At 38.4% G+C, this 13,683-nt stretch carries 12 protein-coding genes; 4 read left to right on the top strand and 8 right to left on the bottom strand.

Annotation, left to right across the window (positions count from 1 at the left end; genetic code table 11):
* Positions 1–7: 7 nt before the first annotated feature.
* The 4 genes from I6E80_RS17065 to I6E80_RS17050 form a co-directional block, all read right to left on the bottom strand.
* Complete coding sequence (locus I6E80_RS17065; RefSeq protein WP_197186058.1) at positions 8–796, bottom strand: PhzF family phenazine biosynthesis protein; 789 nt, start codon at positions 794–796, stop codon at positions 8–10.
* A 19-nt stretch (positions 797–815) separates the two neighbouring features.
* On the bottom strand, positions 816–1,289 hold the full coding sequence (locus tag I6E80_RS17060; RefSeq protein WP_197186057.1) for a pilin: 474 nt from the start codon (positions 1,287–1,289) through the stop codon (positions 816–818).
* A complete protein-coding gene (locus tag I6E80_RS17055; protein WP_197186056.1) occupies positions 1,286–2,110 on the bottom strand; it encodes a hypothetical protein in 825 nt (274 codons plus the stop codon). The genes I6E80_RS17060 and I6E80_RS17055 overlap by 4 nt, the downstream gene beginning before the upstream one ends.
* Positions 2,111–2,180: 70 nt before the next feature.
* Positions 2,181–2,795 carry a SemiSWEET family transporter gene (locus tag I6E80_RS17050; protein WP_033036764.1) on the bottom strand — a complete coding sequence of 205 codons (615 nt, stop codon included), beginning with the start codon at positions 2,793–2,795 and terminating at the stop codon, positions 2,181–2,183.
* A gap of 287 nt (positions 2,796–3,082) precedes the next feature.
* Here I6E80_RS17050 and I6E80_RS17045 point away from each other — a divergent pair, with 287 nt between their 5' ends.
* Positions 3,083–4,216 (top strand): PepSY domain-containing protein, encoded by a 1,134-nt coding sequence (locus tag I6E80_RS17045; RefSeq protein ID WP_197186055.1) that lies wholly within the window; start codon positions 3,083–3,085, stop codon positions 4,214–4,216.
* A 48-nt stretch (positions 4,217–4,264) separates the two neighbouring features.
* The gene (locus tag I6E80_RS17040) at positions 4,265–5,425 is read left to right on the top strand and encodes a lipopolysaccharide assembly protein LapB (RefSeq protein WP_197186054.1); all 1,161 of its coding nucleotides are present in this window, start codon (positions 4,265–4,267) and stop codon (positions 5,423–5,425) included.
* 16 nt (positions 5,426–5,441) lie between these two features.
* Here the strand turns inward: I6E80_RS17040 and I6E80_RS17035 are convergent, their stop codons facing one another.
* The 4 genes from I6E80_RS17035 to I6E80_RS17020 all read right to left on the bottom strand — a co-directional run bounded on the left by I6E80_RS17035 (position 5,442) and on the right by I6E80_RS17020 (position 11,332).
* Positions 5,442–8,258, bottom strand: a complete 2,817-nt coding sequence (locus tag I6E80_RS17035) for a hypothetical protein (RefSeq protein ID WP_197186053.1) — start codon at positions 8,256–8,258, stop codon at positions 5,442–5,444.
* A 122-nt stretch (positions 8,259–8,380) separates the two neighbouring features.
* The gene (locus I6E80_RS17030; protein ID WP_197186052.1) at positions 8,381–9,928 is read right to left on the bottom strand and encodes a PH domain-containing protein; all 1,548 of its coding nucleotides are present in this window, start codon (positions 9,926–9,928) and stop codon (positions 8,381–8,383) included.
* Positions 9,921–10,454, bottom strand: a complete 534-nt coding sequence (locus tag I6E80_RS17025) for a PH domain-containing protein (RefSeq protein ID WP_024598785.1) — start codon at positions 10,452–10,454, stop codon at positions 9,921–9,923. Before I6E80_RS17025 ends, I6E80_RS17030 begins: the two co-directional genes overlap by 8 nt.
* 29 nt (positions 10,455–10,483) lie before the next feature.
* Positions 10,484–11,332, bottom strand: coding sequence for a D-hexose-6-phosphate mutarotase (locus I6E80_RS17020; RefSeq protein WP_197186051.1), 849 nt, complete (start codon positions 11,330–11,332; stop codon positions 10,484–10,486).
* A gap of 427 nt (positions 11,333–11,759) precedes the next feature.
* Between I6E80_RS17020 and I6E80_RS17015 the strand changes: the two genes are divergently transcribed.
* Together I6E80_RS17015 and I6E80_RS17010 are read left to right on the top strand one after the other, a co-directional pair.
* Positions 11,760–12,242, top strand: coding sequence for a MarR family winged helix-turn-helix transcriptional regulator (locus I6E80_RS17015; RefSeq protein WP_024598783.1), 483 nt, complete (start codon positions 11,760–11,762; stop codon positions 12,240–12,242).
* 99 nt (positions 12,243–12,341) lie between these two features.
* The gene (locus I6E80_RS17010) at positions 12,342–13,664 is read left to right on the top strand and encodes a carbohydrate porin (protein WP_197186050.1); all 1,323 of its coding nucleotides are present in this window, start codon (positions 12,342–12,344) and stop codon (positions 13,662–13,664) included.
* Positions 13,665–13,683: the final 19 nt, after the last annotated feature.

Genomic DNA, 13,683 nt, shown 5'->3' with positions numbered 1-13,683 from the left:
TCACAGATCAAATATAAATAGTGCCTTTTAAATACCTTACAGCATGCCCTGTTAAGGTAACGGTTGTATCACCCACTTCACATAGTAAATGCCCGCCTCTGCTTGAAGCTTGATAAGCACTTAACGTAGCTTTATCCAACTGCTGCGCCCAGTAAGGTGCCAAGCCAGTATGAATAGAACCTGTTACGTAATCCTCATCGCCACCGCTTGCAGGCCAAAAATAACGAGATATAAAATCATATTCAGTACTTGGAGCAGTGGCCACTACATCAAGTGGATAAAGCGTTTTTAAAAGCTCTGAGCTAGTTTTTAATTCAAGTATTTGGTCACCGCTTTCATAAATAACAAAGTAGGCTTGGCGATTTTTAAGCACTTTACTCGGTTGTATAGACAGGCCGTCAAGCAGTTGCTGCGGCACATTTTGCACTTCAACCGGTGCTTGTTTTGGAAAGGTCATTGCAAAGCTGCCATCAGCGTTTTTATTAACGATTAGCTCGCCCACCGCATCAGCAATAAAGCGAATTTGCGATATATTATGCTCTTCACATAAAACATAGGCAGCCGCAAGTGTGGCGTGACCACAAAAATCGATTTCCATTAACGGCGAAAACCAGCGAATAACAAAACTTCCATCGTTTTGCAGGCAGGTAAAAGCAGTTTCAGATACGTTATTTTCAGCGCCAATCTTTAGCATTAAATCGTCGCTTAACCACGATTCTAGTGGGATCACTGCCGCATAGTTACCTTTAAATAACTCATTCGTAAACGCATCTATTTGATGAATGGCTAATTGCACTTTAATCCCCTAAATTATTTTATATACATGCTGAAGGTAAAATTTCTTTTGGTACTGTTGTCTTATTTTCACCAATAGCTTGCATGCCAGTTACCGGTTCATCAAACCCACATAACCATGCAATTGGGCTTGTAGGGCTTCCTGTTACAACGGCGGGTCTGAATGTTAAAACTGTATTTTGCAAAAGCTGTGAGGCTTTATTACCCAAGCTAATATGAATAGCACCATTATCGACTGTGATGCCCGTCACTCGATTACCAATCAAAAATTTACTTGCAGGTACACCCGCTTGCTCATTACTTGCTGGAAAGCGCCTGTTTTCAAGATAATAAACCGTAACGTCTTCGCGAATAACAGCAGCCATTGCAAGTGGGTCAACAAGTTCTGCTCGTTGCATATACTTACTATATTGAGGTAGCGCAACAGCAGCTAAAATACCAATAATAGACACCACTACCATCAACTCTATTAACGTAAATCCTTTCGTTTTCATAGTACTTCTCCTAGCATAAATATTGGTTGGTAAGCCGCTTTAACAAACAGGTAAATAGAAACAACAATGACCAAACCATAAACAATAACGAGCTTATTTATATAGCTTTTAATATGCGCATTAAGTAATTTTAGCTGCTGCTTTAATAACGCTTTAAATTCTTCTTGGGTTTCTAAACCTAGCAGCTCGCATTTAGCTAAATGCTCGGTTTGGGGTGTAGAAGCTTTAATACCCTTTTTATGATTACTTGGAAATAATAGCGTGGTAATTAAAGAGTTATACTCATTAATTAATTGACGAGGAATAAGAAATTTAAATAAACCTGAAAAAGGCTTTAGCTCTATGAGAGTACTTGCATTTTTGAGCTTTAAAATAACGGTAAAAATAATACTCAGTAATAAAACGAGTAAGATGATTGGCACATACCAGTAAGTAAAATAATCATCAAATACATGATTTAAAGAAACAGTGTGCTTGCTATATATCTCTACAAAAGAAGGCACAACAAAAGACTGATACAACGAAGAGGATAAAACATAAATAACAAATACAATGGTTAAGTAACTAAGCCAGCCCTTGTGCTCAAACTTAAATTCGTTAACTAACTCTGGCAAGCATTGATAATACGCAGCTTGCTTTTGCGATGTTGCTTCATCTTGAGATGCAATTTGCATCACCATATTATGCGCTAATTTACTATGCGACCCGCTATTGGCATACATATTTAAATGGGACTGTGTACTTAGCTCATCTTTTTGCTCTGTACTTAGTGTTTTAGAGCTATTAACACGGCAAATATAGCCAAACTGATTCCAATTCATACTTTATCCCTTTATTTGATAAAGTAATTTGCCATAAATTAGGCTAAATAGGAACTTAAGTAGCTTGTTTTTAAGCCATTACAGGTCGCATTCTATAATATTGCATACAACCAAATTGCACAGCATTGGTAAGCAATAGCATAATAAACATAAGTAAGTGCGCCGTGCTTGGAGCAACTGTTGTAAGCTCAACAACTAAGCCGCAAATACCAGCAATAAACTGCAAGCTAAAGTAGCGCGCGCTTAAATTACTTACATTACCCGTACGCAATGTTTTATAGGTTTGTGGCATAACACGTACTGAACTCATCACCAGGCCAACATACGTTAAGGCGCTTAATACCATTGCAGTATCGAGGGTTGAATTCAAAAGCAGTGAAAAAGGCAGTAACGAAAAGCCTAGCATAGTAACCAACTGCACCCGTTCTCGTTTGGCTGCGTTATAACGTGCAAAAAAATACAAAATAAGTCCGCTTAGCGCGCCTGTTACTATAAATGGTAACGCAATATAAAAGCGTTCAAAATAAATATTGTAGGTTATAAAGTAAAGACTTTGTGCTAACCCAAACGTCATCATCAATAGTGATAAACCTGAGACACTACGGTTTTTTCGAATTTTGCTTAGTAATGGTAAAAAACTAAAAACCAAAATAAATGAAGACAATATAGGCAAATAATGCGCCAAAACAACCTCGCTCGTTACATAAATGTTAATTAAATATGGAAATAAAAACATTTAATAAACATCTGTTTTAAAAGGCTTTTACTATGAGCGCGGCATTGTAGAGCCGCGTAGATTTAACTCAACTAAATAAGACATTCTTGTTTTAGGTACTGGCAAGCTAGGTATACAAAAACTGTAGAATTAAGTTCACAGTTTACCTATTTAATAGAAAGTCCACTCACAAACTATTAAATAAAAATGATAGTTGTTATCATGCGCAAGTCATTAGCTGCTATATAAAATTATTTATGAGAAAAACTCTCTTTAAAATTCACAGTTGGATCGCCCTCATAGCCATCATTCCGTTGATTGTTATTAGTATTACAGGGAGCGTATTAGTTTTTAAAAGTGAGATAGATGGCCTACTTATGCCAAGCAGCCACTTTGTTGTAAAAGCACTGCCAGAGCGCATACCAATCGACAAGTTAATTGCAAAAACAGAGCATGCTTACCCTGAATATGTAGTAGGTAGTTGGGAAATATTTAACGATGATACTGCTGATCGGGTTTACTTAGTAAAACGCGGCACAGAGCAATGGTATAAGTTTCATTTAAACCAATATACAGGTGACATTTTATCTGAACCTGTTGGCACCAGCCATTATTTTACCGATTGGTTTTTAGAACTGCATTACACCTTTTTACTTAACGACTTTAAAAATCTACCAGGGCAAACAGGTACTGTACTAGGCTTCTTTTTTGCATTGTTTTTATTGGTGTTAGGTGTAACTGGGCTTATTATTTATCGTAAATTTTGGCAGCGTCTATTTAGTGTGCGCTGGCGTGCAACACTGCAAATAGTACTTAGCGACATTCATAAAATGACGGGGGTTATAGGATCTCCCATCATTATTATTTTAGCTATCACAGGTGGCTACTTTAACTGGGCGGTGTGGTATCACGAAGTTATTGAACACGCTGAAGAAGAGCACTTTGTACTAACCAAAAACTTACACAGCAGCGATATTTCTTTTCAACACATACTTGATGACAGTAAAAAACAAATACCCACTTTTAACGGTACGTTTTTAGTTATGCCACTCGAGCCTGACGAAAATATCACCTTATTCGGCGAAGTAGACACAAGCAACCCGCTTGCAAGCGAATACGCTAATACAGTTAGTTACGACAAGCAAACAGGCGAACATTTAACTAACTGGGATATTCGCGAAGTAGGCATTGGCTGGCAAGTAATTGATAGTTTTAGAAAACTTCATTTTGGCTACTTTGCAGGGCTAATAAGTAAAATACTGTGGTGCGTAATTGGTTTGAGCCCAGTGTGGCTAGCAGGTACTGGTTTTTACTTATGGTTTACTCGCCGTAGACGTAAAAAACATTCACAAAAAAACCGTTTTAATAAACGCAGCACAGCAAGGGCTTGATTAAAAACCCACCACATTGTAATGTAAAAATTAACAAAGGAGTGGGTTATGATATTTATCAAAATAGTTATTAGTATTACCTTTTTATTTTTAGTTGGATGTAACACAACCAAAGTTCAGCAAGTAGAACAACAAGTAGGACTTGAACAACTATTAAATCATTCTTTGTTTAATGAACTCGACACACCTTCTGAGCACAGTATTTTTGAGTTACCGGATGCTGAAAAAGAAATGTTTTTAGCTTACGCCGAAAACCAAAAGCTATCCCAAATCCGTGATGACCGCATAATTTACAACTACCTCGAAAGCCAGATAGCTAACTTTAAATACCATGGCGATACACTTACTTCAGCTCAAACCTTAAAGCGTTCGCAAGGTAATTGCATTAGTTTAGCCATTTTAACGCAAAGCTACGCACAAGCTCTTGGGTTAGAAACAAGCTTTCAAGAAGTTACAAGTAAGCCCATATACGCAAAAGAAAATAATGTTGTTTATGTCGCTAATCACTTTAGAACAAAAGTATATGCTCCAAAAGTAGAGAAAAAAGATGATAATATTATTGAGTTTTTCAGAGCGGGCACCTTAATTGATTACTTCCCTACCCGTCGCAGTTTTTATTCAAGCAGCGCAGACTATAACGATTTAGTTTCTAAGTTTTATAGTAATTTAGCTGCCATAGCACTAGCAGACAAACAGCTTGATATTGCCTACTCTCTTATTTTACAAGCGAATAAATTTACACCAAATGATGCAGAACTATTTAACATAGCTGGCATTTTACATCGCCGAGCTGGTGATTTACAAAGCGCTAAAAACATCTATCAAACAGCACTTAGTAATAACGAAATAAGCATTAATTTAATCAGCAACTATCAGCTTTTAGCTAAAAAGTTAGGCGACAAAGAGCTTGTTAAAGAGCTCACCTCACAATTAGTTAATAAAGAAAAAGACCCATACGAATTACTAGTGATCGCTAAAAACAACTTACAAGCTGGCCACGCTCATCAGGCTAAAGCACACCTTGAGCAAGCGATTACTAAAGCGCCTTACATTGCTGAGCTATACTTGGAACTCGCAAAAGTTCGCTATCAACAAGGTAATATTAAACAAACACAAACCTTACTTGAGAAAGCAATTGAACTAGAACGTGATAATCAAAAACTCGATGTATATCAAGCTAAGTTACTATCCTTGCAAATGGATAAGTAACTTAGCCAATTAATATTTATAACGAATAATAAAAGCTCAGCCAAGCACGCATTTCATCTTCAAAACTGTCGCCTTCTACTCGCGACAGTCCCATATTAAATGTTAAATCATTTACGCCTGCAGGCCCCATTCCAAAACTAAAATCACCTTGGTATTTTAAGCCGTAGCTTTGTGCGTATACGGTGTCGTCGAGTTGATGTTGCTTATAATAAAGCCACGGCATGCCTTCTTTAAAGCTAAAGCCGCCACCGTAGCCTTGATAGCGCTTTGCAGTTGCACTGTAAAAAGGCAGCTCAGATGAAAGTACATATTCACTATTTTGCTGCTGATTAATAAGATTTGAGCTAAAGCCACCTAATGCAAGGCTCCTGTCATCACGTTGTTTTTGATCAAAGTTTGCATAAAGAGGAATACCAAACGCTTTACCAAAAAGTTTGGCGGCTAAATCGTAACCTTGCCAACTATTGCTCTTACTACTGCCATCGTACCAACTGGCATAAAGACTTTGCCCTATTGCAAAATCTTGACGATCATATTGCCAATTTTGAGCAATGCCTAAACGCGTCCAATTTTTATGGCTTTGCCTATAATCAGTGTAATTGTAGGCAAGCTCTGGCGTTAAACTTAACTGCCCAAATTTAACGGGGTAACTTATTGCGGCAAAACCACCACGGGCATCCATGTCTGCACTTAGACTTTGCTCATACTGGCGCGATGTATCTAAATCATAGTCAAACAGTGCAAGTTTCAGTTTTACATCAAGCGCATTATATTTTGCCTGCACATAACCACCGTGCAATGCCCCATCGTGTAAATCAGTGCTATACCCCGCCTGTAAGTCGAGCTGCTTTAATAAGTCGCTACTTTTAATGCTTAAATCTAACAAACTGGTAGAAGCCGAATAATACTGAGAGCCAATCGCGAAAGTAGCGTGCTGGTCGAGCACGTTGTAATTTGTTTGCTCTGTAGTTTCGTGCTTATATATTTTAGCTTTTGGAAGTGTATGGTCGTTTACTATTAGCAGCGGTGCTTTTTTGTTAGCTGCAAACTCAGTAACTACAGTGCTTTTTATAGCTTTTGGCAGTGTTTTTACATTTGGCCCATCTGCGGTTATCGAAAAATAGAGTAACGAGCCATCAGCCATTTCAATTGGGTGGGCAACGGCCTCTTGCCCTTGGGTTAACTTGGTGAGTGTTTTACTCTCTATGTTGTAGTTATAAATATCGGTGGCGCTATTTAAACCTGCAACAAAGTAAAGTGACTCGCCATTATGGCTAAAGCTTGGCTGACTTAAATATTGATACACGTTTGGCATAGGTACTGATAGCTGTTGCTCGCCGTTTATGCCTTGTATATACAATTGCCAATTTTCATTTAATGACGTTGATAAATAAGCCAATTTAGTTTCATCAGGACTGAGAATTGGGTAATCGTAAGTTGTCTCAAGGCTTTTTGTAAATAATGGTGTGATGGTTTGCGTATTAAGATCAACCCTCACTAATTCAGAGTAACCATCTCTTATTTGCTCGCCATACAAGGTTTCACCGTTACTGGTTACGCTAAATCGTCGTATACCAGCAAGTTCTGTAAGCTGTGTAATATTCCCAGTGTCAGTGTTATAGCTAAATATGTCAGACACTTTGTTATAAATACCCGACTCTTCATTGCTGTACGCATTGAAATACAACGTTGTGCTATTTACCCATTGAGGATTTGCAATACCGGCTCGGTTAATTTGATTAAGCACTTGTTTTTGTTCGCGCTTAAACACACTGGGCGCTGTATCTGGAATATCTTGTGCATCGTTTTCGAGTAGCTCTTTTTGCGCTTTAGTAAACTCTTCTTGCGCTTTAATGTTGTCATCCGTGCTATAAATTATAAGCTTGGTATTACTCTCTATATCTCGCTCAACAATCGCAATCTTACTACCATCTTTTGAAAGTGCTGGGTTACTTGCATATAAGTTAAGCTCAAGCCAAAGTTCACTATTAAGTAACGGCTCCCCTTGCTCTATTTGCATTGCTTTATAGGTATATTCAGCTATAAATCGGCGATATAGCTTGGCTGCACTTTGCCCAAACACACCGCTAAATGCCTCATCAAAATCACGCGTTTTTACGCCTTGTATTCGCGTCCAAACACTATCGAGTGTTTGCTCTGAATAGTTTTGCTCTAGCCAATTTAAAAAGCGGCTACCCATTAAGTAAGCCATTGAGCCGCCCATAAAGCCCTGCTCGCCATTTAATTGCCCATAGGTTGGCAAAGCACCTTGCTGAGCAAATTCTCGCAGTATTGACTCTGAGTAGTTATCAAATAAACGCCCACGGCCCGTCATTTTAGACTCAATCAATGTGGCATAACCTTCGGCTACCCAGCGCGGTGTATCACTGTAAGTTAAGTCGTATAGATCCCATATGCCACGTACTTTTTGCTGCCAGTCATTGCGTGTAGGCTGTGCTAAATGCACTAAGTGAATATATTCATGCAGTACAAGTAACTGCTGCCAGCCAGAGCTGTTTGATATAACTGTGTCAGATTGTGGTGGCGTAGTAAAAAGTGCCATCACAGGGTTACTTGAGGTAGGTAGCGCAAAGCCATTTGCTGCATTTAGGGGATCAAACACCACTACATCAACTGTTTTATCAAGTGCTCGGTTTTGCTGCTCAAACACTTTGGTGCGAACTATTTCAAGCTCTGCTGCAGTTGATTTAGCAAAATCAGCATGCTCAACACTGTAGTGAATGTTGAAATGTTCAGTATGAATAGTTTGCCAATCGGCTGCAAAGCTTGGTGCTGCTAGTAATAAAGCTGATGCGATGAGTGTTTTTTTCATGAGCGTCCCTAAAAGAATTCCTTAATACCATCTAGGGTATTATTAAATGTCTTTCATGGGCAGTAAGAAAGTGTAATAAAGCATGTGCAAATGTGTATTTACACATGTTTTATTAGGGGAGTTTACATCCAGCTGCGGGTATTTGACTCAATCTGTTTGATTGTAAAATCAATAATAAAGTCAGCATCTTGCTGCTTTATGTAGGGCATAAATGCAAAGCCTGAAGCAAGTTGTATATACAGGCTTTTTAAGCCTGATTTTCTCATTAAGTAGGTACTTATACTGCGTGCACTTTGCGCTTTATAAAGCTCAAAAACACGGTAATGAACCCCAATCATACCTTTGCGTACAACCATGTAAAATCGGCCATTATCCTCATGCATGTAATAACCATAACGCTGATACGATAAAGTTACCAAGCCAGAAAATACGACCAAAACACCAAGGCTTATCAAAGTATTAATATCAGCAATAAAACAAAAGCCAAACACTAATGCACTGGGTAACAGTGAATAAAAGCCTAAATTTTTATACAAAAGCGCTCGCTCTGCGCGCTTAAAAGCGAGTTTTTTACTATTAAACCAAGGGTAAATCCATTGGCATACACTATCAACTTGTTCGCTATTTAATACAGGTAATACTAAGGTTTGTTTATTTTTTTTAGCCGCAGCACCGGCTGCTATTCCGCCGCTACTTGCTTGTAAACACTCAACGGTAAATCGCTTTAATAATCGCCCCATTAGATTTTGCTTAATAACAATAGATTGCACTTTATCCATGCTCATCGAAAGCTGATGGCGCTCTAACAAGCCAGCAATACGTTTAAACTTTTGACCTTTAAAATAAAGCTCAAAGTTGTAAAAACGAATAAGCGACATAGTCACCGATAGCATCACAGCAGCCAAAACTAACAAAATAATTAAGGTGATCATTGCAAAGGTAGCAGCACTGGCCAGCATACCCAGCTCTTGCTGATAAAAGCCTTCTACTTTGGTAATAATTTGCTTCTCTAAAAAATCAACAATCAGGTTTATAAAAGGGGCAAGAGCAGCGATTGCTAAAATAGCCATATTCGACATTAAACCAAATTTAGCTATTTCTTTATTGCTAATGCTTAGCTTGTTTTCGATAGTGTCTGTTTCGCTTTGTTCAGTATTTTGTATTTCTTCTTGTTGCTGCGCTTTAAAATCAAATATTTGTTTACGCATTTGCTGTGCGTAATCTTTGGTGACGCCTGGTAAAACAACTTCTTGTGACACACTGCCAGCAGCATCAAAAATACAATTAACTAAGTTTACAGGGGTAAAATAAAATGGCTCGGCAATATTAACGTTTTGCACACGGCCAAATTTCAGCGTAAGTCGCTCTTTTTTAAATACACCTTTGTTAAGCAATATTTCGTTGTCGCTACTAATACAAAACTTAAAATTTAAATAATATAAAAATGAGTAAACAAATAATAAAACTAGTGCAATACCGCCTGCCACCTGCGCCCAAAACAACTTATTTTCCACTTGAGTAACAAACACTACAAACATAGGTAGTAAGTTTAAAAGGCCATCTTTTACAAAGCGCACACTAAAGTGCACAACAAAATATAAAAGCGCCCAAGGCGATACTTTTTGCCAGTAAATAGGACTGACTTGATCTTCGGTAGTTGTATTACTCATCGACTAAAGTTGCCTGAGGTGTTGTGTCGTCTTGGCGGTAGTTTTGTACAAATTGGCGCATATTTTTACAATCATCATGGGTTAATCCACTAATTTGTAAATCGGCACTTACACCGCCAGCGCTAAATAATTTAATGCTCGCAAGGCTGAGTTTTCGCTCTATTGGTCCTTGGTGTATTTCCATATGCTGTACACGTGCTAAAGGTAATACTGTCACTTGTTGCCAAATAACACCTTTTTTAAAAGCAATGTCATGATTTCGCACTGCGAAACCTCGCAACCTCACACTTATCATGTTGTACAGCATAGATACGGCCACTAAAATAGGCATACCAATTAGCAAATACGTTTGTGCATTATTAGCAAAGGCTTCATTAAAATAACAAACCGCAATCAGCGCACCAATTAGCGGTATATAAAACAGAAGCGAGCTAAGCTGTGCATGTAGTAAGGCTTTATCAGCCAATGGCTTAAAGCTAATATCACTATGCTTTGGTAAATCCATTATTTGTTGATTGTTAAACACTATTTATCCCTATTACTGCTTTTAATTAATTACCAACTAATGGTGGTTATTAAGGTGTGGCTTTGTTTTGGCTCAAGCGTTACTTTATCTGTCAATACGTTAGCAGCCTCTAAGCAGAGCATCGTTTTATACTCATCGTCAGCAAAGTTAGATAAGCGTTTTGATTTTTCTATCCATGGGTTCCACAGTACACACGAACTTGAATTTTCGCGGCTCACATTAATAACACCCTCTGGCGTATTAATAGTTTGAATTGTATTTGCTTGTGTATAAACCATGTCGGTTTCGCGCTCAAAACTTACAACATCATTTTGTACAAATGGCCCTTCACTAAACTCAATATATTGCGCGCCTTGCAAACCATCAACATGTGTATTTGTAATGTCTGATGTAGGAAAATAGGTATGCAGCGCTTGAGTAAAGCTAAACGGCGTACTCCCTAAGTTAGTCGTAGTTAAGCGAATCTGTAATTTATCGCTTAATACAAACTCAACTTTTAATGCTGACTGATGTGGCCAATACGTCGTATTAACAAGCTTCATGGGTAGCTTTAAACTAACTGTAATTTGCTCATCAGATTCGTGTACTTCATCAGCTTGCCACACGCTTGTGCGCGCAAAACCATGGGCAGGCCACCCATCATTAGCGTGTGTGCCAAACCACGGCCAACAAATAGGAATACCACCTCGAATACTTGCCCCTTCCTGATAGGTTTCGTCTTGTGATACCCATATAAGTGGCTTGTTATTTTTAGGGATATACTCGGTAATTTGCCCACCTTGCAAAAATATTTTTGCGTCGCACTTTGCACTAGCTATTTTAATAAACTCAAGACCGGTTTCGCTTTGCTCAATGCTAACTGATGGCGATAATTTCATACCTTCCCCTATAATACTGATACTAAAGATTTTTAATATTTGTACAGAAACAATAATGCATGCTTAAAGTATACGCTATTGATATTAAATATTGATTGCTGAATTTGTTCATTGCCGATTAATACATATACAGTAAACTCACAAACAATTACTTTGTACTAACAGCTGTAAATGAATAATACTAAAGTCTATACAATAAGACTTGCCAATTATTCACAACATACGTACTGTGCGCAACTTAATGCACACAAGATGCTAAGAAAATTTACTATAATTTAAACAATATAGTTTTACATTAGTTACTGCTCTAACTATTAAAAACCAATAAAAGCGGCCTAATGTGCAATATATTGTTTGAATTCAATTTATTTGATGTGTAACATTTCGCGATTACGGCAAACTACCGCCCCATCGACGAGATAAGCAAATGCAAAAATATGACGAGTTATTGGTTTCTTTACGTAAAGTGATCCGCGCGATTGACTTACATTCTAAGCAGCTAAATAAAACTTCGGGTTTAACAGGCCCACAATTGCTTATAATGCAAGAAGTTAGAAAAACCGATGGAATAACGGCGAGCCGTATTGCTCAAAACGTAAATTTAAGCCCAGCAACGGTCACCAATATTCTCGACAGAATAGAAAGCAGAAACTTAGTAACACGCGTACGCAGTCAAATGGATAAACGCAGAGTGAGCTTATACCTCACCGAGAAAGGAAAAGAGTTACTTGATAAAGCACCTCAGCCATTGCAAGAACACTTTATTGAAAAGTTTTCTGCGCTTGCTGAGTGGGAACAGAGCCTTTTACTCTCATCAATGCAGCGTGTAGCCGCGATGATGGATGCAGATAAATTAGATGCATCGCCCCTTCTAGAAGTTGGTGCACTTACTCAAGCTCCTAAAGAATAAACAATAAAAAAAATACATAGTTTTGTACTTACTCTAAACGTAAGGCGTCTTTTGACGTCTTGAATTTTTTATTTTTTAATCACAAGCAGAGCGGCTATTATGACTAAACTCTCAAAATTAACACTAGCACTAGTTTTAGGTGGTGTTACAAGCACTTCTTATGCGTCTGATGATCTAGACACACTACAAAGCCAACTTAAACAGCTTAAGCAACAAATGCAGTTGCTTGAGAATAAGCTAGCTGATGAAAAAACAAAACAGCAACAAATTAACAAGCAACACGAACAACAAGTTGCAAACATCAGTAAAAAATCTGATCAAAAAGTGGTTGAAGTTGCCGCAGCAGAGCCTGAGAAAAAAGATGAAGGCATTAAAGTAGGTGGAGCAGTGCGTTTTAACTACAGCACTAATTCATACGATGAAGACACTCAAGATCGTAGCGGCGATTTAGACTTTGAAGTATTTCGTATTAACTTATCTGGCGAAATAAACGATATTTCTGTAAATGGTGATTTTCGCTTTTACGACTACATGACCGTGGTTAAGTACGCCTACTTAGGCTACGAATTCACTGATGGCTGGGAAGCACAAGCAGGTATTGCTCCAGTACCGTTTGGTAATGGTCCTTACAACTCACACAGCTACTTTTTTAGTACTAACTACTATGTTGGCCTAGAAGACGACTTTGATTTGGGTGTAACAGTAAACCGTAAACTAAAAGACAACTGGAAGCTAGACCTAGGCTTTTTCAAAAATGATGAAGTAGGCGGCGTTGATGGCAGCTCTGAAGTTAACGAACGTTACTCTTTCGATATTGTTGGTAGCCGTGCAACCACCGAAGGCACATATGATGCCCCAGGTTCTCGCCTTGGTGAATACAACACGTTTGCAGCCCGCACAGTGTATCAAATTGAGCATAGCGAAAACGCTAAAACAGATGTGGGTGTATCACTATTAAGTGGTGGCCTACATGATGGTAACGATAGTGCAGGTAACTATGGCGCATGGGCGTTCCACGTAAACAGCCAAATTAATAACTGGAATATTCAATTTCAGCACGGTGAGTACGACTACGACCTAGACGACAACAGCAACCGCTTTGTTGTAGGTGCATTTGACTACTACGATACCGTATCAAGCGAAGCGACTATGACTAACTTTAACGTAGCTTATGACCTATCGGTTGATTTAGGCCCAATAACAGGCGTGCAGTTTTACAACGATTACGGCATCATTTACGATAAATCTGACGACAGTGCAGACACATGGATGAACGTAACCGGTATGAGCGTATCAGCAGGCCCATTATTTACGTACTTTGACTTTATTCAAGCACGTAACCAGCCATTTATTGGCGGTTCAATTATTGGTGAAGGCGATACAGAGCGTCGCTTTAACATTAACGTAGGTTACTACTTCTAAACTGTTAACCGCATTTATT

Origin of the sequence: Pseudoalteromonas sp. NSLLW218, assembly GCF_015864775.1 — a bacterium.
In the GTDB taxonomy this organism is placed as follows: Bacteria; Pseudomonadota; Gammaproteobacteria; order Enterobacterales; family Alteromonadaceae; genus Pseudoalteromonas.
This window is presented reverse-complemented; position numbering and strand designations above follow the sequence as displayed.